At 36.4% G+C, this 22,338-nt stretch carries 18 protein-coding genes, 2 tRNA genes, 1 riboswitch and 1 other annotated feature; of the genes, 3 read left to right on the plus strand and 17 right to left on the minus strand.

Features of this window, described 5'->3' with window-relative positions; all coding sequences use genetic code 11:
- Window positions 1-142: 142 nt before the first annotated feature.
- From G6534_RS07255 to G6534_RS12295, 4 genes are all read right to left on the minus strand, one after another.
- The gene (locus G6534_RS07255; protein ID WP_182083286.1) at window positions 143-1,066 is read right to left on the minus strand and encodes an IS3 family transposase; all 924 of its coding nucleotides are present in this window, start codon (window positions 1,064-1,066) and stop codon (window positions 143-145) included.
- Window positions 1,009-1,500 carry a helix-turn-helix domain-containing protein gene (locus G6534_RS07260; RefSeq protein ID WP_182082547.1) on the minus strand — a complete coding sequence of 164 codons (492 nt, stop codon included), beginning with the start codon at window positions 1,498-1,500 and terminating at the stop codon, window positions 1,009-1,011. The genes G6534_RS07255 and G6534_RS07260 overlap by 58 nt, the downstream gene beginning before the upstream one ends.
- A gap of 81 nt (window positions 1,501-1,581) precedes the next feature.
- Complete coding sequence (gene leuS, locus G6534_RS07265) at window positions 1,582-3,996, minus strand: leucine--tRNA ligase (RefSeq protein WP_059074255.1); 2,415 nt, start codon at window positions 3,994-3,996, stop codon at window positions 1,582-1,584.
- A gap of 44 nt (window positions 3,997-4,040) precedes the next feature.
- Window positions 4,041-4,250: a binding site (T-box leader), on the minus strand.
- Entirely contained in the window at window positions 4,249-5,490 is a 1,242-nt protein-coding gene (locus tag G6534_RS12295) for a glucosaminidase domain-containing protein (protein WP_182082548.1), read from the minus strand. It overlaps the preceding feature by 2 nt.
- A gap of 78 nt (window positions 5,491-5,568) precedes the next feature.
- On the opposite strand from G6534_RS12295, the gene G6534_RS07275 reads away from it, so the two are divergent.
- Window positions 5,569-6,219, plus strand: a complete 651-nt coding sequence (locus tag G6534_RS07275; protein WP_059074258.1) for a phosphatase PAP2 family protein — start codon at window positions 5,569-5,571, stop codon at window positions 6,217-6,219.
- Here the strand turns inward: G6534_RS07275 and G6534_RS07280 are convergent.
- Together G6534_RS07280 and metK are read right to left on the minus strand one after the other, a co-directional pair.
- Complete coding sequence (locus G6534_RS07280; RefSeq protein WP_059074259.1) at window positions 6,166-7,641, minus strand: MDR family MFS transporter; 1,476 nt, start codon at window positions 7,639-7,641, stop codon at window positions 6,166-6,168. The genes G6534_RS07275 and G6534_RS07280 overlap by 54 nt on opposite strands.
- Before the next feature lie 71 nt (window positions 7,642-7,712).
- Entirely contained in the window at window positions 7,713-8,906 is a 1,194-nt protein-coding gene (metK, locus tag G6534_RS07285) for a methionine adenosyltransferase (protein WP_059074260.1), read from the minus strand.
- Window positions 8,904-8,982, minus strand: a riboswitch (SMK box riboswitch). Its footprint overlaps the gene before it by 3 nt.
- A 92-nt stretch (window positions 8,983-9,074) precedes the next feature.
- Here metK and G6534_RS07290 point away from each other — a divergent pair.
- A complete protein-coding gene (locus G6534_RS07290) occupies window positions 9,075-9,749 on the plus strand; it encodes a hypothetical protein (RefSeq protein WP_059074261.1) in 675 nt (224 codons plus the stop codon).
- Window positions 9,750-9,822: 73 nt separating this feature from the next.
- Here the strand turns inward: G6534_RS07290 and G6534_RS07295 are convergent.
- Both G6534_RS07295 and G6534_RS07300 read right to left on the minus strand, forming a co-directional pair.
- Window positions 9,823-9,895, minus strand: a tRNA-Val gene (locus G6534_RS07295).
- Window positions 9,896-9,899: 4 nt separating this feature from the next.
- Window positions 9,900-9,971 (minus strand) — tRNA-Glu (locus G6534_RS07300).
- A gap of 130 nt (window positions 9,972-10,101) precedes the next feature.
- On the opposite strand from G6534_RS07300, the gene G6534_RS07305 reads away from it, so the two are divergent.
- Window positions 10,102-10,719, plus strand: a complete 618-nt coding sequence (locus G6534_RS07305; protein ID WP_235586349.1) for a DNA-3-methyladenine glycosylase — start codon at window positions 10,102-10,104, stop codon at window positions 10,717-10,719.
- Here G6534_RS07305 and G6534_RS07310 read toward each other — a convergent pair.
- The 9 genes from G6534_RS07310 to G6534_RS07350 form a co-directional block, all read right to left on the minus strand.
- Window positions 10,714-12,513 carry a heavy metal translocating P-type ATPase gene (locus G6534_RS07310; protein ID WP_059074263.1) on the minus strand — a complete coding sequence of 600 codons (1,800 nt, stop codon included), beginning with the start codon at window positions 12,511-12,513 and terminating at the stop codon, window positions 10,714-10,716. The genes G6534_RS07305 and G6534_RS07310 overlap by 6 nt on opposite strands.
- Window positions 12,514-12,775: 262 nt before the next feature.
- Window positions 12,776-13,357 carry an anaerobic ribonucleoside-triphosphate reductase activating protein gene (gene nrdG / locus G6534_RS07315; RefSeq protein WP_059074264.1) on the minus strand — a complete coding sequence of 194 codons (582 nt, stop codon included), beginning with the start codon at window positions 13,355-13,357 and terminating at the stop codon, window positions 12,776-12,778.
- Window positions 13,287-15,497, minus strand: coding sequence for an anaerobic ribonucleoside-triphosphate reductase (gene nrdD, locus G6534_RS07320; RefSeq protein ID WP_059074265.1), 2,211 nt, complete (start codon window positions 15,495-15,497; stop codon window positions 13,287-13,289). Before nrdD ends, nrdG begins: the two co-directional genes overlap by 71 nt.
- Window positions 15,498-15,760: 263 nt before the next feature.
- A complete protein-coding gene (locus G6534_RS07325; RefSeq protein ID WP_059074266.1) occupies window positions 15,761-17,065 on the minus strand; it encodes a hypothetical protein in 1,305 nt (434 codons plus the stop codon).
- A 100-nt stretch (window positions 17,066-17,165) separates the two neighbouring features.
- Window positions 17,166-18,227, minus strand: coding sequence for an aspartate-semialdehyde dehydrogenase (locus G6534_RS07330; RefSeq protein ID WP_182082549.1), 1,062 nt, complete (start codon window positions 18,225-18,227; stop codon window positions 17,166-17,168).
- 24 nt (window positions 18,228-18,251) lie between these two features.
- Window positions 18,252-19,436, minus strand: a complete 1,185-nt coding sequence (locus G6534_RS07335; protein ID WP_182082550.1) for an aminotransferase class I/II-fold pyridoxal phosphate-dependent enzyme — start codon at window positions 19,434-19,436, stop codon at window positions 18,252-18,254.
- Between the two features lie 91 nt (window positions 19,437-19,527).
- Window positions 19,528-20,301, minus strand: coding sequence for a 4-hydroxy-tetrahydrodipicolinate reductase (gene dapB, locus G6534_RS07340; protein ID WP_059074269.1), 774 nt, complete (start codon window positions 20,299-20,301; stop codon window positions 19,528-19,530).
- Between the two features lie 9 nt (window positions 20,302-20,310).
- Window positions 20,311-21,180, minus strand: a complete 870-nt coding sequence (gene dapA, locus G6534_RS07345) for a 4-hydroxy-tetrahydrodipicolinate synthase (RefSeq protein ID WP_059074270.1) — start codon at window positions 21,178-21,180, stop codon at window positions 20,311-20,313.
- Window positions 21,181-22,338 (minus strand): N-acetyldiaminopimelate deacetylase, encoded by a 1,158-nt coding sequence (locus tag G6534_RS07350; protein WP_182082551.1) that lies wholly within the window; start codon window positions 22,336-22,338, stop codon window positions 21,181-21,183.

Consider the following 22,338-nt stretch of genomic DNA (forward strand, 5'->3'; position numbering starts at 1 on the left):
AGTTTCTGCATCATGCAATTATTCATAGCAATCAAACAAATTTTTCATTATTTTTATCATCTCAGACAAGATAATAAAGAGCTTACCTCTTCGTTGCAACAAAAAAAGGTTTTGAAGTGAACCCCATTAATTGGAGTTTATTTTAAGCAATAAGTTGGTCGGAAAGATTTCGGTATTCTACCGGGGTCTTTCCGGCCAATTTTGCTTTTATTCGTTTATTGTTGTAGTAGTAGATATATTTGGATATTTCCTCTTTCAAATGTTCATATGAACTGTACTCGTTGTTATGTACAGTTCCTACTTTTAAAATGTGAAAGAAACTTTCCATTATCGCATTATCCAAGCATGTTGCTTTGCGACTCATGCTTTGGATAATGCGATTTTTCTTTAGTCTAGATACATACTCATAGTTTTGATACTGAAATCCTTGATCAGAATGTACCGTCATTCGATAAGGCAGTTCTGGTAATCTCTCAATCAACGCATCCAATGTATCTGTAACGAATTCGACGTTAGGATGAAGACTTATATTCCAACTGATGACCTCATCACTGTACATATCCATGAATGCCGTAAAATATGCTCTTTCTGATGTGGTCCCATTACCCCAGCGAAGTTCAGTAACATCGGTAGTGATCTTCTGAAAGGGTCTATCGGTAATAAACCTTCTGTTTAGTTTGTTCTTGGCTCTTTTGCCAACATTTCCTTTATAAGAATTATATTTTCTAGTTTTTCTATCAAAGGCATGACAAAGGAGTCCGTGTTTGTTCATTATTTTAAGAACTAATTTATGATTGGCCTTGATCCCACGGTTATGAAGTTCCATTGTTACACTGCGATATCCATAGTCTTTATACTCTGTACGAATTGATTTGATTTCAGACACTAGCTCTTCTGGATATGACTTGTAAGAATGGCTCTGTGAATAATGGTAACTACTACTGGACATGTTTACGACTTCTAATATGATTGCCAAGGGTTCGTTGAATTCTTGCCTTAACTCATTTATTATTTGTGCTTTTTCTTGATTTGAGAGTTTTTCTTCTTCTGAGTTAAGGCATGCAATTTTTCCAAGTAAGCTACCCGTATCTTAAGCCGACGATTCTCTTCTTCTAAATGTTTAAGTTCTTCTGCCGTACGTGGTTTTTTATCAGTCATTTTCCCAGACCGCCTATCATTTGGTTTTAGGCGACCCGATTCAAGATCTCGTTCCCATTGCCAGATTGTCGTAGGATTACGGATCTTATATCTTTTAGCAGTTACTGGATATGATGCTCTATGATCGACTCGCCAAGTTATTATTTTGATTTTAAACGAATAATCATAGAAAGTCTTTGAGTAATTGTTGGTGAGCCCTTCAACTCCAAATTCTTTGAACAAACGTACCCAATGATAAATAGTTGCGGAACCTTTGATACCGTACTTTCTAGTGATAGACGTGTAGCTTTTGCCTGAAAGATAATCAAGAACTACCTTAATTTTAATTTCTTTTGAAAACATAAAAAGAACCTCATAAGTTTGGACTACTCCAACTTATGGGGTTCAGTTCATTTCGGAAAATCCGAAGCCTTTTTTTTTGTCTTATTTAACTACAATATTAACAATCTTGTTAGGAATGACGATCACTTTGACGATATTCTTACCATCAATGAATTTTTGAACCTTTTCATCATTTCTAGCTAATTCTTCTAATTTAGCTTTACCAGTGTCAGTAGCAACCTCTAATTTATCACGAAGTTTACCATTAACTTGTACGATAATTTCAACTGTATCAGAAACCAATTTGCTTTCATCATAAGTTGGCCACTTAGCATATGAGATTGATTCATCATGACCAAACTTGCTCCACAATTCTTCCATCATATGTGGTGCAATTGGAGCTAACAATTGAACCAGACCTTCAGCATAAGCCTTTGGCATTGTATCAACCTTATGAGCTTCATTGACGAAGACCATCATTTGTGAAATGGCAGTATTGAAGTGCAAAGCATCGAAGTCTTCAGTTACTTTCTTAACTGTTTCATTGTAAACTTTATCCAATTTACCATCGTTCGTATCAGTCAAGAAACCTTCACGAATTGTGCTGTAGTCATCATCATTGATGAACAAGTTCCAAACACGATCCAAGAACTTAGCTGAACCGGACAAACCATTTTCTGACCAAGCGATTGAAGCATCCAAAGGACCCATGAACATTTCATAAGTTCTCAAAGTATCAGCGCCGTAAGATTCAACAACATCATCAGGGTTAACAACGTTACCCTTTGATTTAGACATCTTTTCGTGACCTTTACCGAGGATCATACCTTGGTTGAATAGCTTTTGGAATGGTTCCTTAGTTGGTACGACACCCAAGTCATACAATACCTTGTGCCAGAATCTTGCATACAACAAGTGAAGTACGGCGTGTTCTGCACCACCAATATATAGATCAACTGGCAACCACTTCTTCAACAAGTCATAGTCGGCAAGTTTTTCATCATTATGTGGATCGATGTATCTCAAGTAGTACCATGATGAACCAGCCCATTGTGGCATTGTATTAGTTTCACGACGACCTTTACGACCGTTTTTATCAACTACATTGACCCAATCTGTTAAGTTAGCTAATGGACTTTCACCCGTTCCTGAAGGTTTAATATTTGAATCTTCAGGAAGTTTCAATGGCAATTCGTCTTCTGGAACTAGTGAAGTTGTACCGTCTTCCCAGTGAATGATAGGAATTGGTTCACCCCAGTATCTTTGACGAGAGAAGACCCAATCACGAAGACGATAGTTAACTTTCTTTTCACCATAACCTTTGTCTTCAAGGTATTCAACGGCACGATTGATAGCATCTTCTTTGTTCAAGCCATCCAAGAAATCAGAATTGATATGCTTACCGTCACCAGTAATAGCACCATCTTCAAGGTTTCCTTCAATAACTTGTGTCATTGGTAAGTCAAATTTCTTAGCAAAGGCGAAATCACGATCGTCATGAGCAGGAACAGCCATAACAGCACCTGTACCATAAGTAACTAAGACATAATCAGAAATCCAAATAGGAATTCTCTTGCCGTTTACAGGGTTAATAGCATATGCACCAGTGAAGACACCAGTCTTTTCATCGTTCAAATCAGTTCTATCAAGATCTGACTTGTGAGAAACTTCTTCCTTGTAAGCTTCAACAGCAGACTTTTGTTCAGGCGTTGTAATCTTATCAACTAACTTGTGTTCTGGAGCCAAAGTCATGTACTCAACACCAAAAATTGTATCAGGACGAGTTGTAAAGACGTTAACTGAATCATCTGAGTCAGCTATTTGGAAAGTAATCTGTGCTCCGACTGAACGGCCAATCCAGTTTCTTTGCATTTCCTTGATACTTTCTGGCCAATCAATATCATCAAGGTCATCCAACAATCTGTCAGCATAAGCTGTGATTTTCAACATCCATTGACGCATAGGCTTTCTAACAACTGGGAAACCACCACGTTCTGTTTTACCATCGATGATTTCTTCGTTAGCAACAACTGTACCTAAATCTGGTGACCAGTTAACCAAAGTTTCTGATTCGTAGGCCAAACCTTTTTTGTACATTTGTTCAAAAATCCATTGAGTCCACTTATAGAATTTAGGATCAGTTGTTTGAACTTCACGGTTCCAATCATATGAAAAACCTAATGAATTAATTTGACGTTTGAAGTTTTGAATGTTCTTTTCAGTGAAATCAGCTGGATTATGACCAGTATTAATAGCATATTGTTCAGCTGGCAACCCGAAAGCGTCAAAGCCCATTGGATGCAAAACATTGTATCCTTGAGCGCGCTTCATTCTAGCGATGATATCAGTAGCTGTGTATCCTTCTGGATGTCCAACGTGAAGCCCTTGACCTGATGGATATGGGAACATGTCCAAAGCATAAAAGTTCTTCTTATTTGGATCTTCAGTAGTTCTGAAAGTATCATGTTCCTTCCAGTACTTTTGCCATTTTTTCTCGACGGTGTTGTGATTGTACATATTTTTCCTCCTATAAAAAAAATCCTATGACTATATAAATATAATCATAGGACGAATTATCGCGTTACCACCTAAGTTCCACACTCTCGTGCGACTCTCGAAATCCTTAACGAGGATTAACCGTAGTCACTTACTAAAAGTTCGGCAACTATTATCAGTGGACGAGTTCGAAAATAAGAATCTACGCATTCACATCCCCATACGCTTTCTGAAAAGTATTCTTATAATCTACTACTTCCGTTGCTTTATATCTTATACCAATAATGTTTGTCCGACAACCAATAAATCTGAATTTAAATTATTTAATTGTTTAATATTGTCGATTGAAGTACCAGCTTGTGTGGCGATGGAATCGATTGTATCACCATTTTGAACAGTCACTGACTTACTTTGACTACCACTATCTGAATCATTTGAGCTGTAATCATTTTGAACATCGATCGTGGAAGAATCATCATCACTAGATGGTACATACTTCTCAACACCATCACGTTCATCTTGTACAAAAACTGGAGCTTGTTGGTCACCATAGGCATCACCAACATTGCCAGTATCATCTGAAGTCTTATTGGACAAATTAGTCATAGTAACACCATTATTTTCATTGCCAATAATCTTTGTCACTGTCAAAGTTTTACCTGGATAAATATAGTTGTCAGTCTTCAAGTCGTTTAGATTCATCAAAGTATCAGTCGACATATTAAATTTATCAGCGATTGATTGCAGAGTATCTCCTTGAGCTACTGTATAAGTTTGATCTTTATCTGAAGCATTGACATCAAATTGCGTCAAATTATACTTCTCAATCATACTATTAAGTTTGTCAGCATAAGTCGTATCGGTCGCATAACGACCAGTCAAATACTTAGTTGCATCCTTATAAGACGTAGTATTACTCTTCCAAGCACCCGCATATAGTTGAGAATTACCACTAGTTCCACCTCGAAGTAATGAAACGTAATCCTCTAGCGATTCCTTGTAAGAAGGATACTTTCTAAAATTAGAACTGATGGAATACAAACTACCCGTTCCATCGTCTTCTTGAGTCCCCATATTAACTGATTCGCCGTTATAATCTCCCTTAATACCAAAGAGATTGTAATTAGGTGCGCTAGCTAAACCACTAGTTCCCCAACCACTTTCAACCATGGCTTGGGCAATCATAACTGAAGCGTACAAATCGTTATTAGAAGCTAGTTTACGGGCAGAATTACCAATATAATCGATAAATTGCTCATCGCCAACTCCTTTAGAACTAACTGGAGTTACTGTCCCCGTTGCAATATTTTGATTTAACAAATTATTGACAGACAAAGCTTCAGCCTTAACTGGAGTAGGTCTTGAAAAACCGACTTCAGCTACTGCGGTACCAACGAACATACTTGACCCAAGAATCGTCAAATTTCTTCGTAAGTTTGCGTTCTTAGCTTTTTTATTATTTAATCTAGTCAAACGGCTATCTTCGAGTTTGCGTTCATAACGTGTAATAACCATAGATATGCTCTCCCTCAAAATCTTTATACTTTATTATATTTCTTAACAAAAACTTAAACAATAGAGAGATCAAAAAATATGAAAATATCTACAAAAATATCTGTTTTAAATTTATTTCTTTTAGGTTTATTTGTTTTTTGGGCTATCAATGTAGCTACAAATACCACTCTTATCAACAATTTTGATAATTTCTTCATCAATCAGATCTATCATCATAATAGTTTGACGATTCGTCTTTTTTCTAATTTTACGAACTTAGGCGACACTTTTCCAACAATCGGTGTAACCGCAATCATCTTCTTGGCTTTAATTTTCAAAAAGTATTATTATGCTGGAATTTATCTCGTTCTCAATAAAGTGGTCATTGCAGGTCTTAACAGCTTAATAAAAATCATCGTCAAACGTCCACGTCCTAGCCACCACCATTATGTTGAAGCTGGTGGTTTCAGTTTCCCAAGCGGACATTCAGCTAGTTCATTTGCCCTGTACATTTCGCTTTTGATTATCAGTCTGATCATCTTTAAAAAAATCAGTACCAAAATTATCATTAGCACAATTTGTTTGTTAACAGTTATATTGATTGGATATAGTCGAATCTTTTTAGGTGTCCACTACCCTAGCGATGTCTTAGGTGGATATCTCTTGGCAGCGACCATCCTAACTTTCAACACTCTATTATTTAGAACCAAGAATTTTTTTATTCTTAAGCTCAAAGGCATTAAAAATTAACCCTATTATTAATAGTACAAGACCCGCTACGTAAATATTGTGCAATCCAGAAAAAAGAATTTGTCGCATTTTGGGTAAAAGCTGATGTGGCAAGGAACTTGCGGTTTGTGGATCAATCAATTTATTCATCATATCAACCGAAATATTACTGTTTTCAGCCGCACCTTTAGCTAAAGCTGTATTCAAGACGATACCGCAGACAGAAACCATCATTGATTGACCGATAGTTCTAACTAAAGTATTAAAACTAGTTGCGACACCCACGTTTTCTGGTTCGACAACTGTTTGAGAAGTAACTGTCGTTGTTGTAATTGTCAATCCAAAACCACAGCCAAGTATTCCTGCTAACATACAGAAGTACCAGAATGGCGTCGTTGGATTAGCCAACAATAACAATCCATTACCGACAAACAAGAAGAATAAACTAATGTAAATGACACGATTAGGTGCCATTTTTTTGATTAACGTTCCAGCCCAAAATGATCCAAAGATCCAAACAATTGAACTAGGTGTAACTGCAAATCCACCCATAGATGGACTTAATCCTAAAATTCCTTGCATCCAAGTTGGAATGTAAGCTTCAAAACTAATTAAAAAACCACTAACTAATAAGGCCATTAAGTTTTGGATCACGAATGTTTTATTCTTGAACAATCCCAATGGTAAGATTGGATCACTCACATGTCTTTCTACTTTAATAAAGGCAAAAATAGAAATAATTGAAATAACTACCAAACCAATTGGCAAGAAAACATTTTTACTACCAATATTTTGTAGAGCCAACATCAATGGCAACAAAACTAGTACTAATAAAACTGTGCCAACATAGTCAATCTTAATTTTTTCATGTTCTCTTTTTTCTTCCTTAAAGAAGAACCAGATCAATGCCATAGTTAACAATCCTACAGGCAGATTGATCAAGAAAATCCAATGCCAACTTAACTGTTCAACAATGAAACCACCTAATAACGGTGCAATAACAGCGGCAATTCCCCAAGCTGATCCATTTAAACCTAAGATACGAGCTCTTTTTTCAAGCGGATAAATATCAGCAATAATTGTAAAAGTCAACGGCTGGATTGCTCCAGAACCGATACCTTGAATTACACGTGCTAAGATCAAAGTCAGCATCGAATTAGACATCGCACAAAGTGTTGATCCGATAACGAAAATCACCAACCCTATCAAAAGAATTGGCTTACGACCGACAATATCTGATAATTTCCCATAAATAGGTGTTGCTACGGCAGTCATTAATAAGTAAATTGAGAAGACCCAATTCATCAAACTAACCCCATGCAAACTACCGATAATCGTTGGCATAGCAGTCGAAACGATTGTTCCCTCAATCGCTGTCATGAAGGTTGCAATGAAAACAGCAATCGTGACAATAACGACATTTGATTGTTTATTCTGTGCCATTAAATAATTCCTCCCATAAAAAAAGAGACCTTCCTAAAGTTTGCCTTTAAGAACGCCTCTGTAATCACCGATTAAATATTCAAGAATTTCTTAATATCATTAACTTTATCAAGTTTTTCCCAAGGTAAATCGATATCTGTACGTCCGAAGTGACCATATGCGGCCGTCTTCTTATAAATTGGTCTTTGTAGATCCAACATTTTAATAATACCTAGTGGACGAAGATCGAAGAATTTATTGATAACTTCTTCAATTTTTTCTTCGTCAAAATCACTAGTGCCAAAAGTATCAACGTGAATTGACACTGGTTTTGCCACACCAATAGCGTAAGCAATTTGGATTTCAACTTTTTCAGCAACACCGGCAGCTACAAGGTTTTTAGCAATGTATCTAGCAGCATAGCTTGCTGAACGGTCAACTTTAGTAGCATCTTTACCTGAAAAGGCACCACCACCGTGACGTGCAAAACCACCATATGTATCAACGATGACTTTACGTCCTGTAAGACCGGAATCACCTTCTGGTCCACCAATGACGAAACGACCTGTAGGATTGATTAAAATCTTAGTCTTGTCGTCCATCATGTTTGCAGGAACAACTTCGTCGATAACGTACTTCTTGATATCTTTTTGAACTTGTTCCAAACTAGCCTCAGCTTTGTGTTGAGTACTTAAAACAATTGTATCCACACGAACAGGATGATCATTTTCATCATATTCGATTGTTACTTGTGACTTAGCGTCAGGCATCAAGTATGGGATAGTATGGTTCTTTCTAACTTCAGCAGTTTTTCTCATCAACTTGTGAGCTAGAGAGATTGGTAAAGGCATAAATTCTTTAGTTTCATTAGTTGCAAATCCGAATACGAAACCTTGGTCACCGGCACCGATTTGATCCAATGGATCTTTATCATCACTACCACGTTCTTCCAAAGCATCGTCAACACCTTGAGCAATATCAGGAGATTGTTCATCTAGTGCTACTAAAACGGCACAGCTATTACCGTTGAAACCAGGGTTTGTTCCATCATAGCCGATATCAGTAATTGTCTTACGAACAACTGCTTGAATATCAACGTATGCAGAAGTAGAAACTTCACCAACAACTAAAACTAAACCGGTTGTAACAGTAGTTTCAACAGCAACACGTGCATCTTTATCCTTTGTTAAAATTGCATCGAGAATTGCATCACTGATTTGATCAGCAACCTTATCTGGATGTCCTTCTGAAACTGATTCAGAAGTAAATAAATAATTTTTTGACATATCTTTTCCACCTTTTCGGTTACAGGGCTTCTCCTTTAAAATAAAAAAGGATCCCATCAGGAACCTTTTAATAGGTTAACACAAAACTAATTGGTTTTCATGAAAAAAATCAATTTGACGATAAAGTTTTTCTACATTAATATGATTTTATAACTAAAAGGAGTCGCTATGGATAAGTTAAACTCTAGAAAATTACTTGCAACTTTTATTGAATTTATTAGTTACCATATCTTTCCATTTATCTTTATTTTTATGCATGATTTGCACAATTATTCCTTACATGGATTTTTAATTATTATGGTAGCTATGGTAGCTTTGTACAAAGAATTCATTTTAAAATTGAATCCCAATAAATATTTTCACATTTTATATAGTGCCATCTATTTATTATTAGCAATCTTATCGTTAAGGTCGCTAAATATATTCGTTATCATTTTGATTTTTGCTCAGTTAGCATTCCTATACCTAATGAGATACTTGCCAGCTAATAATCAAAACTTCACTTCATTGGTAGAAAATTTTGTTGTTCCTAGTTTTATGTCCATTGCAATTGCTTTTACTTACATGCATTTTATTTCAGTAACCTTCGTAGTTCCTTTATTATTAGTCAACTTAGCAACAGTTCTTATTAACTATTTTGAAGGCACTAAGTTTGATTACATTGAATTAATAGCCATTTCAGGTTTGAGCCTAATCTTATTCTTAATGAACTATATAAATCTCTGGACGGCTCTTATCATCGTTATTTTCGTAGTTTCCATGTCTTTGTTGAAACTCTTCAAGAATTTCAATCAATCGAATTTAGTTTATCGTGTAATTGGAAACTTAATTTTAATTATTTAAGGATTTTCAGAAAATCCTTTTTTTATTGCACAAAAAAACATCTAACCGAAGTTAGATGTTTTATCTTTTGGAATGGAGGATACAGGGATCGAACCTGTGACCTCCTGCTTGTAAGGCAGATGCTCTCCCAGCTGAGCTAATCCTCCAAAATGACCCGTACGAGATTTGAACTCATGTTACCGCCGTGAAAGGGCGGTGTCTTAACCACTTGACCAACGGGTCATAAATATTTATTTATGTATTGCTCTCTCAAGCACAAGAAATATAATACAATAATAAATGAGGTCTAGCAAGCTTTTTTTTAAACTTTTTTGAATTTTTTTCAAAATTAGGAGGATAATGGATTTTGAACGTGCAAAAATACTTTGAAAACGGCAATACAATGGATATTGCCCAAGATATGTTAGGTCATACTTTTTCTTATAAGTCTGATCAGGGGAACTTTTCCGGTATCATTGTCGAAACGGAGGCCTACTTGGGCCCTATCGACATGGCGGCCCACAGTTACAATGGACGCCACACCAAAGCTAATGATCCACTCTATCAAGCTGGAGGGACAATTTATATTTATTCTATCCACAGTTGGTTAGATATGGATATCAGTGTCCAAAAAGCCGGAACACCCAACGGAATTTTGATTCGTGCCCTTCAACCACTAGAAGGTGTGGAGTTAATGGAAGAAAATCGTGGTAAAACTAAATTCGAAATTACTAACGGTCCAGCTAAATGGATGGCAGCTTTTGGTATTAAGGACAAAACTTTATCTGGCACTGCTTTAAATGCCGATAACTTTATTTTTTCAGACAAAAAAATCCAGACTCCTAAGAATATTCTGGCGACACCTAGAATTGGTGTGAAGAATAAGGAACCCTGGACTTCAAAAAATATGCGTTTTATTGTTGAAGGCAACCCTTACGTATCGAAATTGCCTAAACGAGATATGAATCTAGATACTTATGGCTGGCTATAAACGATCACTTCTAGCACGAAGCGCATAAAGAATAGCTACTGTATCAACCACTTCTTGTAACATAGCTCCAATAATAGTAGGAATTAAGCCAAATGCTGCAATTAACATCAAGGCGATACAAATAAAGATACCTATCAAAACTGCTTCTCGAGCGACTTTCATCGTATCATGTGCAATTTTGACTGCCGTACTTACCTTGCTCAAGTCATCTTGCAAAATAACTGCATCTGCTGACTCACTGGCGGCATTAGCACCCTTGTAACCCATGGCAATACCAACATCGGCTAAAGCTAGTGCTGGAGCATCATTGACACCATCACCAACCATGACAGTTGGATGATATTCTTTATCTAACTCATCGATAATCTTTACTTTATCAGCTGGTAAACTAGTTGGATAAGACTTTGTAATACCCACTTCTGAAGCAACCATTTCGGTTGCTTCTTTTTTATCCCCAGAAATCATCAAGATATTCTTGATACCAAAATCCTTTAATTTAGCAATCGTTGCTTTTGATTCTGGACGGATTTGATCAAGTAGACTATAAACACCAGCGTATTGATCATCAATTGAAACATACACACCCGAACCTTTTACTTCATCGACTGTTTCTTTTGTAACGAAACTAGCTTGGCCGACTTTTACTACATGTCCTTCAATTTTACCAACAATTCCTTCAGCTGTGATTTCTTTCAGATCATCAGTCTTTTTCAAAGTTACATTATTGCTTCTAGCGTAATCGACAATTGCCTCCGCCATAACGTGACTCGAATTCTGTTCAATTGAGGCCGCATATGACATAACGGTCTTTTCATCGAAATGGTTCGTTGTTCTAAATTCATCTACAAACAGCTTTCCTTTCGTAATCGTACCAGTTTTATCAAAAGCTACTGTCTTAGCTGAATTGAGTTTCTCCAAAGCTGTCCCGGATTTGATAATAATACCATTACGACTCGTACGACTCATTCCCGAAACAAAGGCAATCGGTGCTGCCAAAATCAATGGACAAGGTGAAGCTACTACAAGAACTTGCGCAATTCTAACTGGATCTTTAGAAACATACCAAGCCACACCCGCAATAATATAAGCAATCAAAGTAAATGGTACGGCATAACGATCAGCCAAACGAACAAATTTAGCTGGATGAGTTTCTGATTCTTTAACCAATTTAACAATAGCTTGATATTCTGAATCAGCCGCAATTTTTTCCGCTTTAATTTGGAAAGGATTTTCCCCGTTAATAGAACCAGACATAACGTGACTACCTTTTGAAACATTCACAGGAACTGATTCACCGGTTAATGAAGATTCATCAATTTCAGATTGTCCATCAATTACTACACCATCAACTGGAACTTGTTCCTTAGGACGAACTAAAATTTCATCCCCAACTTTGACATCATCAATATCAACATCAGTTATGTCGCCGTCCTTTAAAAGATGTGCTTTCGATGGTGTGTTATCTAAAAGTGACTTCAATTCACTCTTAGCTTTATTAGCAGCATATTCTTCTAAAGTATCGCCACCTGTCAGCATCAACAATACGATCCAACCAGCCCAATATTGCCCCAAAACAATTGTGGCCACAATAGCCGTAATAGCCAACAGATCGATTCCAAAATTGCCAGACTTTAAAACCTTAATCATATCAATGAACATAATCAAAGCTAATAAAAGACCCAAAATACTGATAATTAATTGGGCATAACTTGGCAAATGGAAAATAAACTCTAACACTGCAGCAATGAAACCAATAGTCAAAGTTCCGTATAACTTAATCTTATCTGAGTTCATAAAAACACATCCCTCCGATTATTATCTTTACCCAAATTATAACTGCTTTAAAATCTTTTTTAAAGTCTTTTTTGGAATGATTCTCATTTAATTATCATTTTTAATAAAAAGTTGTAATAAGCTACATAAGTAGATTTCATAGCATTAATTTAATCTGGAAAGAAACTAATTTAGCTTATATTATGTCTGATTTAAGTCAGAAAAAGCAAAGAAAATGACACCTATTTGATTTAAAATAGATGCCATTTATCAATTGATAACATTATTTAATTAATTTATCCCATATTACAACGCTGCCACTGGCTAAAGACCTTGGCACATCAATGATTCTTTGATTAGACGAGCCTCTAAATTGTAACGATAGATCTTTTTTTCTAAGTAAGAATCGACCGTCAACTAAAATATCGATCAAAGATAACAATTCTAGTTTATCGTCTGATTCCTGCATCATTTCATCCCACGAATAGCCTGTCCAAGACCAAATATCCTTTGTATGACCGAATTCTTTTCTAATTCGTTTACATAACGATAGACACACTTCCGTATTCAAGAAAGGTTCTCCACCTAATAAGGTCAATCCTTGAACATAGCTTTGGCTAAGATCCTTAATAATCTGGTCTTCTAATTTCTTAGTATATGGCTTCCCATAACGAAAATCTTGAGCAGCAACGTTATAGCAACCTGGACAACGAAAAAGACACCCAGATACATAGAGACTACATCTAACCCCTTCTCCATCAACAAAATTAAATGGTTTATAATCGGCAATTCTTTTAAGACTGTGGTCCGCGCTCAACCATTCTTTGGGAGTCGGATTGTTTGGTTCTCTCATATTTGGCCGCATTTTTTATCATCTCCGAAGTCATATTCTTTTTCCGTGAAGCTATTTCTACATGTCTTCCATGAATCATTGGTCTTTGTTGAGGATTACCTAAATATCCACAAGTTCTTTTTACGACATCACAAAATTCCGGATCATTATTGCCACAATCTGGACATGAAAATCCCCTTGGCGTAGCTTTAAATTCGCCTTGAAAGCCACATTTAAAACATTGATCAATTGAAGTGTTAGTTCCTAAATACCCCACATGATCATAAGCCCAATCCCAAACTGCCTCTAAAGCCTTAGGATTCTGACGTAAATTAGGATATTCGCAATAATGAATAAAACCACCTGACGCATATTTAGGAAAAATTTCTTCAAACGTTAATTTTTCAAAAGGATTTGGATGCTTCCTGACGTCAAAGTGAAAACTATTTGTATAGTATTCTTTAGCAGTAATATCAGGGATAGAGCCAAATTTTTCGTAATCATCGCGACAGAAAGTATCAGTTAAAGATTCTGCTGGCGTTGAATAAAGACTATAGTGATAGCCACTTTCTTTTGCCCATTTGCGACATTTTTCATTTAAAGCCTTCGTAATACTCTCAGCAAAGTCATGTGCCTTAGGGTTTTGCTCCCAATCATTGCCAAAAAAGCGTGTGCAAACTTCATATAAGCCGATATAACCTAATGACACGGTAGCTCGACCATTTTTGAATAATTCATCGACAGAATCTGCTTTTTTTAGACGCTTACCAAAAGCACCATACATATACAGTAGTGGCGCATTCTCAGGCTTGGCCTCTTTGGTACGCTTGATACGATATTCTAAAGCAGTGTGACAAATCTGCATTTTTTCTTCAAATATTTCCCAAAATAACTTGATATCACCCTTTGACTCCAAAGCAATTCGTGGCAAATTGACCGTTACAACGCCTAAATTCATCCGACCAGAATTAACTTCTCGGCCATTTTCATCTTGCCATCCTTGCAAAAATGAACGACAGCCCATTGGAGTCTTAAAACTGCCTGTAATTTCAACGATTTTGTCATACATCAAAAGATCTGGATACATTCTCTTAGTAGAACACTCTAAAGCCAATTGTTTTATATCATAATTAGGATCTTCAGGATTCAGATTTAATCCTCGCTTGATGGTAAACGTTAGTTTAGGAAAAATTGCTGTCCGATGCTCTTTTCCTAGGCCTTTGATACGAATTTCTAAAATAGATTTTTGAATAGTACGTTCGATCCAACTCGTCCCCAAACCGAAATTAATCGTCGTAAACGGCGTTTGTCCCTGTGACGAATAAAGAGTATTGATTTCGTATTCGAGCGCTTGCATAGCATCATAAATATCTTTTTTAGTTTTTTCTCTGGCAAATTCGACCTGCTTGTCAACAGCAATCCATTTTTGAGCATCTTTGAGATGCTTTTGATAATTTAGCTCCGCAAAAGGTGCCAATAATTGATCGATTCGATTAGCTGAACAGCCACCATATTGTAACGATGCAACATTAGCAATAATCTGTGACATTTGTGCCGTAGCTGTCTGAATAGACTTTGGTGAAGATACCCAAGCATTACCGATTTTAAAGCCGTTAGTAAGCATTTCATTAAAATCAATCAAACAACAATTAGTCTCAGGTGTAACTGGTGAGTAATCCAAATCATGCCAATGAATGTCTCCACGTAAATGGGCCTTAGCTACAATATCAGGTAGCATTTTTAAACCTAAAGCTTTACTTGCTACACCAGCCTCTAAATCCCGCTGAGTATTGAAGATATTGCTATCCTTATTGGCATTCTCATGCACCACTTGCTCATTACGGTTAAATAACTTTTCGATATTTAGTTTCACATTAGTTGCTCGAGAAAATTTTTCTTGTTCATTTATAAAATAGTCTTGATAAGATTTTGCAGCTTGAATCAAATTCTGTGTCATTAAATTATCCGTAATAACTTGACGAATCTGTTTAGTCGTTATTGAATCAAGTTTTATGAATTTAGATACCAAATTTTCGATTAAATTGTCTTGTTGACTTTGAGATAAATCTAATTTATCTAGCACAAATTCGATTTTATATGGATAAAATTTAGTTTTGAAGCCACTTCTTTTTTCAACTGGAATCTTTATCAATTGAATTAATTGCGTGGTCATTTATATCTCTCCTATCTTTGATCTACATAACTATCTTATAAAATTTTAAATAATAAAAAAGACTACTAAATACCATATGTTGGTGTTATATAACACAAGCATACAATATATAGTAGTCTTATTTTTAATTTCTAAAAAACATCATTGAAGCAACTTCACAAACAGCCGTTATAACTTGTAAGTTTGCCTAACAATATCAAATTTCACTATGCTCAAATACTTTCAATAAAACAAATCTCATAGCGTTGTAATGACTTAAATTACTATTTTTCACGAGCAAAATAAAATGTGACCGCCGCATAAATAAAGACGATTGCAGTAATGAATAAATGCACTCCATAAAGCGTCGAGTTAGTTGGACCATTGGAAATATTATTAAAAAATCCTAAGGCATTAATATCTGTAAAGTAACTGATGAAATAAATAGTTGTCATATAGATCAACTGTTGTGATACATTTCCGACACAGGATAACTGATATTTAATCAAGAAAGCCCGTTCAGAATCTAAGTCTGGATTCGTATATAAAGCATCGTTTAAAATCCGATTATCAGTCCCCACGAATACGGCCAATAAGAACAATCCGATGAAATACGTATAATTAAACAATGCCAAAACTAGACCTATCAGTAGCAAAGGATAACGCCAGTTCTTATGTTTTTTCAACAGAGCTGGTCCTAACTCAAAACCAACTAAATAAATCGTATAAACTAGCATCAACGTATTGAATTTGAAACGGATCGTACTGTCGAAGATGGCATATAGCATAACGTAATTCATAACGACACCACGATTGATAGCTACTAAACTGACTGGGAACATCTTTTTATGAACTCCCAATTGATAGTACGCAAGAATCAAGAACAATACAATAGCAGCGATACTGATTACTAAATCAATCGTATTGGAAACTTCTTTTAGACGTGTGTAGCGAATGATGAACAATAGCATGACCAAACTCGCTAACACAATCAAATTAAAGAATGAATTGATCCGAAACTTTGGCTTCTTTTCCAAACCTTGATAGAAGGTCAAACGATGGGTTACGTTCATACCTCCAACCATCGCAGCAAAGAACAAGAAAGCTAATAAAATAAATGACAGACTCAATAATTTAGTCTTTGTGGCTATTAATTCAACGACCAATAATAAGATGATCGTCAAAACCATCGATAAAGTATGCATTCGATTGAATTTAAATTCTTTGTCCATCTTACCTCGAGATCGAACCGTCAAATAGTACGGCCAAATCCAACTGGAGGCCAAACCTAAGAAGACCCCACCAATAATACCAAAGACTGGATTACTAGCCCCTAGCATACAAAGTGAACCAATTACCCCAAATAAATTCGACATTGAAAGCATCGTCGAAGCTGGCAAAGTAATAAAAGTCGTCAGCAGCATTCCCAAAGCTCTAAAAGTATAGAGCATCAAAAATGGCAATGCAAAGACGAAAATATTCTTATTTTGGTTATATAACGTCAAACAGAAAAAATACGGAATCGCAACTCCAGCGTTAGCCAACAGGTCTAAAACGCCCTCATTAAATACATTCATTATTCGCTTCATTTTTTTCTCACCTGAAATTAAATGTCTCTTCACATTTTAACAGAAATAATAAAAAAAATATGGAACGCAGACTTATTTCTGCATTCCATACTGATTTTATTTATTTTACATGAACCAAATCGTCAGCAACTAGTCTTTCGGCAATTTGAACTGTATTCCAGGCAGCACCCTTCAATAAGTTGTCAGAAACGACCCACATATTGAAAGCTCCATCATTTTCCAAATCTGGACGGATACGACCAACAAAAGTATCACGACTACCAACTGCATTAATAGGTTGTGGATAAACTTGATGCTTAGGGTCATCTTGTAAGACAGCTCCTGGGGCATCTTTGATCAATTGTTGAATTTGTTCAGTTGTAGCTGACTTATCTTCAACTTCAATATAAATTGATTCACCGTGACTGATTGGCACTGGTACTCTGACACATGTTGCTGTGACCTTGATTTTAGGTGAATTCATATCACCTAGCATGATCTTCTTAGTTTCATGGATCATTTTCCATTCTTCGTGAGAATAAAGATTATCTTCCAAAACATCGATTTGTGGTAAGAGGTTGAAAGCTAAAGGATAATGCTCCTTATCGCCCTTCGTTGGAAAAATATCGGCTTTCATGTCTTTACCATCTAAGTAATCTTGTGCTTCAGAATACAACTCGTTTAGAGCACTTTGACCAGCACCACTGGCAGCTTGGTAAGTTGAAACAATAATTTGCTTCAAACCAAAAGCTTTTCTGATTGGTTCTAGAGCAACCATCATTTGGATAGTTGAACAGTTAGGATTGGCGATAATGCCGTGATGATTATAAAGTGCAGCTTCGTTCACTTCTGGAACGACCAATGGAACATCTTCTTCCATTCTAAAAGCACTAGTATTATCAACACAAACAGCGCCACGTTTGACAGCTTCTGGTAAAAACTTCTTAGAAACTGCTCCACCAGCTGATGCCAAAACTAAATCGACACCATCGAATGATTCGGGTTTGGCTTCTTCAACGGTCACATCTTGGCCCTTAAATTGTAAAACCTTTCCTGCAGAACGACTTGATGCTAATAATTTTACTTTTGAAACAGGAATAGTTGATTGTTCTAATTGTTGAATTAAACGTGTTCCAACGGCACCTGTGGCACCCAAAATTGCTACTGTATATTCATCACTCATAAATCTTCATCCCTTAAATATTTTTTATAAACTCTCTGTGAACTTTCTCAAACGTTTCATGGCTTCTTGAATGTCTTCCATGGAAGCGGCATAAGAAATTCTGAAATGACCTTCTCCACCTTTACCAAAGGCAACACCCGGCGTTACACCAACGAGACCTTCAGTGGCCAACTTATCGGCAAATTCGATTGAACTCAAGCCGAATTTTTCAGGAATCCTGGAGAATGTGTAGAAAGCACCTTCTGGCAAGATTGTTTCGTAACCCATGTCGTTTAGTTGATCAACTAAGTAATCACGACGTTCTTGGTAAATCTTCTTCATTGCAATTGGATCATCGATACCATTCTTCAAAGCCTCTTCAGCAGCAAATTGAGCCGGATTAGAAGGAGCAGTAACGGTGAAGGCATGCATCTTATTAGCTTGTTCAACGAAATCTTTTGGTCCAGCAATGTAACCGATACGGTAACCAGTCATAGCGTGTGACTTAGATAGACCGTTAATCAAAATTGTCTTGCCTGGCAAGAGTTTTGCCATTGAGAAATGTTTGTGACTGTATGTCAATTCAGCATAAATTTCATCGGAAACAACGTACATGTTCTTATCTTTTACAACATCAACAAGTTCTTGCAATTGATCTTTTGAGTAAACAAAACCAGTTGGATTACCGGGGAAGTTTAGCATCAAGGCTTTAACCTTATCTTCGCCTTCTTCTTCGATAACCTTAGCTAAATGTTTGCCAGTCAATTGGAAGCCGTCAGCAGTTGTATCAACTTGAACCGGGATTCCACCAAGGATCTTAACGATTGGAATGTATAGAGCAAAAGTTGGTGTAGGAATAATTACCTTGTCACCAGGGTTAATGATGGCAGCAAAAGTATCAAAGATAGCTTCTGTAGCACCAATAGTTACGACAACTTCTGATTCAGAATCGTATTGAAGATCGAATTGTTTATCCAAGTAACCTGAAATGGCTTCTCTAAGACTTAAGAAACCTTTTTGGTCTGAATAGTGAGATTTATTTTCCTTGATACTTTCAATGGCAGCAGTTTTAACGTGTTCAGGTACGTTAAAATTTGGTTCGCCAAGTGTCAATTTAACTAGACCAGGAATTTTTGCAAATTTTTCAGCAAACTCTCTGATCATTGATCTACCCATAGGGGCAATCGTTTCATTTACTACATTTTTTACTGATGAATCTAATTCTGGCATTCTTCAACACTCCTTAAAAATTAAATGTAGTTTAATTCTAATACAAAACTCGATAAATTATTAGAGTTTTTGTAATTTTTTGAAATAATTTCTAAATAATTTGTTCGAGGCCAATTACTAAGTGGTCTAATTTAACTACTTCATTGATGGCCAACTTTACACCAGTCATAAATGATTGACGATCAGTCGTACTTTGAGAAATTGTCAAAGTTTCGCCAATGCCACCAAAGATAACCTCTTCATCAGCGACAAAACCTGGTAAGCGTAAAGCATGAATCTTAGTTCCGTGATAATCGCCACCACGCGTCTGCAATGGGTCTTCAGAACTGTGTTGAACTTGGTCGTGACCTCTAGCTTGATAAATTAATCTAGCAGTATTTAAAGCGGTTCCTGAAGGCGCATCAATCTTATCTTCGTGATGCTTTTCAACAATTTCTGATTCTTCAAAATACTTGGCTGCTACTTGAGCAAATTTCATCATCAAGACAGCTGACAAACCAAAATTAGAAGCAATAATACCGCCCAAACCTTTTTGATCAGCCAATTTCTTTAATTTTGCAGTCTGCTCTTCACTCATCCCACTAGTGCCAATTACCGGACGAATGTCATGTTCAATCGCAAATTTTGTATTTTCAAAAACGGCACTGGGAATGGAAAAATCGATCCAAATATCCGCATCTGTTTTAATATCAGTCAATTTATTAAAAATTTTCACATTTTTATCAAGACCATAAGTCTCAGGATTCAAATCAGTCACAACAGGGTTGAATCCAGCTACTAATTGTAAATTTTCTGCATCATTGACCATTTTGACGGCTTTTTGACCCATTGAGCCAGAAAAGCCGGAAATAATAACTTTTATCATAAAAAACTCCTAAAGATCTAAAATTTTAAATAATTTAGTTTGTTCTGCTTCATTCAAAGCTAAGATTGGCAAACGACAACCACCAACTTGATAACCGACGTGATTCAAAGCTGCCTTAACCGGTGAAGGTGAAGGATACATGAACAATGCAGCCATCTTTGGTGTTAATTGACGTTGAATTTTACCAGCAATTTGATAATTGCCTTCGTCCAAAGCCTGATACATCTCAGTCATTTCCGTTCCATAGAGATGAGAAGCAACTGAAACAACTCCATTGGCACCAATTACTTTAGCAAAGAGTGCTTGAGCATCCTCACCACTGTAAACGTTGAAATCTTTTGGAGCGTGCTCAACGATATACTCCAAATCTTCCATGGTATTACATTGCTTTACACCTTGAATATTAGGATTGTTAGCCAATTCAACAACGGTTTCTTTTTCCATTAAAACGCCGGTTCGACCTGGAATGTTATAAATCATAATTGGCAAAGGAGAATTCTTAGCAATCGTTTCAAAGTGAGCTTTCATCCCACGTTGATTGGGTTTGTTGTAATAAGGCACCACGACCAAAGCCATATCGATTCCCTTAATCTGACTGATTTTCTTAATAAAATCAATCGTTTGAGCAGTATTATTACTACCAGCACCGGCAATAATAGGAACTCGTCCATCGACAATTTCAACAAATTTTTGATAAAGCTCCAGCTTTTCAGCTTCAGTCAAAGTTGGCGTTTCACCAGTCGTACCACCAACGACAAAACCCTTACTGCCTGTATCTAGTAGATGTTCAGTCAATTTTTTCAAGGCTGAAAAATCAATTTTTTCATTATCATCAAACGGCGTAATTATCGCTGTCATTAAATCAACATTTTCAAACATCTAATTTTCCTCCAAATCCATACGATAATTTAAGAAACCGACCATCGCATCAATTCCCTTTTTGATTGCAGCTTCATGGGGCAAGAAATCTGCTGAGTGAAGTGCACCTTTACTATCAACACCGAGCCAAAACATCGTTCCAGGAATCTTATTGATCAAATACCCAAAATCTTCACCGGTCATTTTGGGCTCAGTTTCTTCAAAATCAATTTGAGAATTATTCTTCATATAATTAATAAAACGTTTCGTCAAAGCAGGATTATTCTCAACTGGGTAATATCCACCTTGATTGTATTCCACTAAAATTTCACAATTAAATGACTTTTCTAAGCCACTAGCAATTTCTTTGATACGTTGACGAATAAATTCAATCATATCTTGGGTCAAGCCTCTAATCGTACCTTCTAAACGGGCTGAACCGGCAATAACGTTACGAATCACGCCAGCTTCCATCTTGCCAAAAGTAATCACGCCACATTTTATTGGATCGATACTACGAGAAATCACCGTTTGCACTTGTTGAATAAAGTTGGCCGCAATCACAACCGCATCATTTGCTAAATGCGGATAAGCAGCATGACCACTTTTACCTTTGATAGTGACATTTACTTCAGTCGTTCCAGCAAATAAAGTACCATTGCGACAACCTATCACACCAGTTTTTAATTGAGCATTGTCATGAAGACCATAAAATTCATCAACGTGAAAATCACCAGTGAATGCTCCTAAATCAAAAGCAACTTTGCCACCACTATCAGCTTCTTCAGCTGGTTGGAAAAAGAAAACTAAATTATCAAGCGGTTGATGCTCACTGAAATAATTTAAAATCCCTAATCCAACTGTCATATGAATATCATGGCCACAAGCATGCATCACCCCAGGATTTTTTGAAGCATAGTCCAAACCATTTTCTTCAGTTACAGGTAAAGCATCCATATCGCAACGATATCCAAGATTACGCTTAGGATTTGATCCTTTGACTAACACCAACAGAGCAGTTGGTAGTTCTGGTAGCTCTTTAATTTCCAAATTAGTCTGGTCAAATTGCTTTATCACTTCGAGAAGATAGGTATGTGTCTTTACTTCCTGCATCGATAACTCAGGAATAGTATGCAAATGTCTTCTTATTTGAATTAATTGCTCCTCTGTTAAAACCAT

Source organism: Companilactobacillus pabuli, assembly GCF_014058425.1.
Taxonomy (GTDB): Bacteria; Bacillota; Bacilli; order Lactobacillales; family Lactobacillaceae; genus Companilactobacillus; species Companilactobacillus pabuli.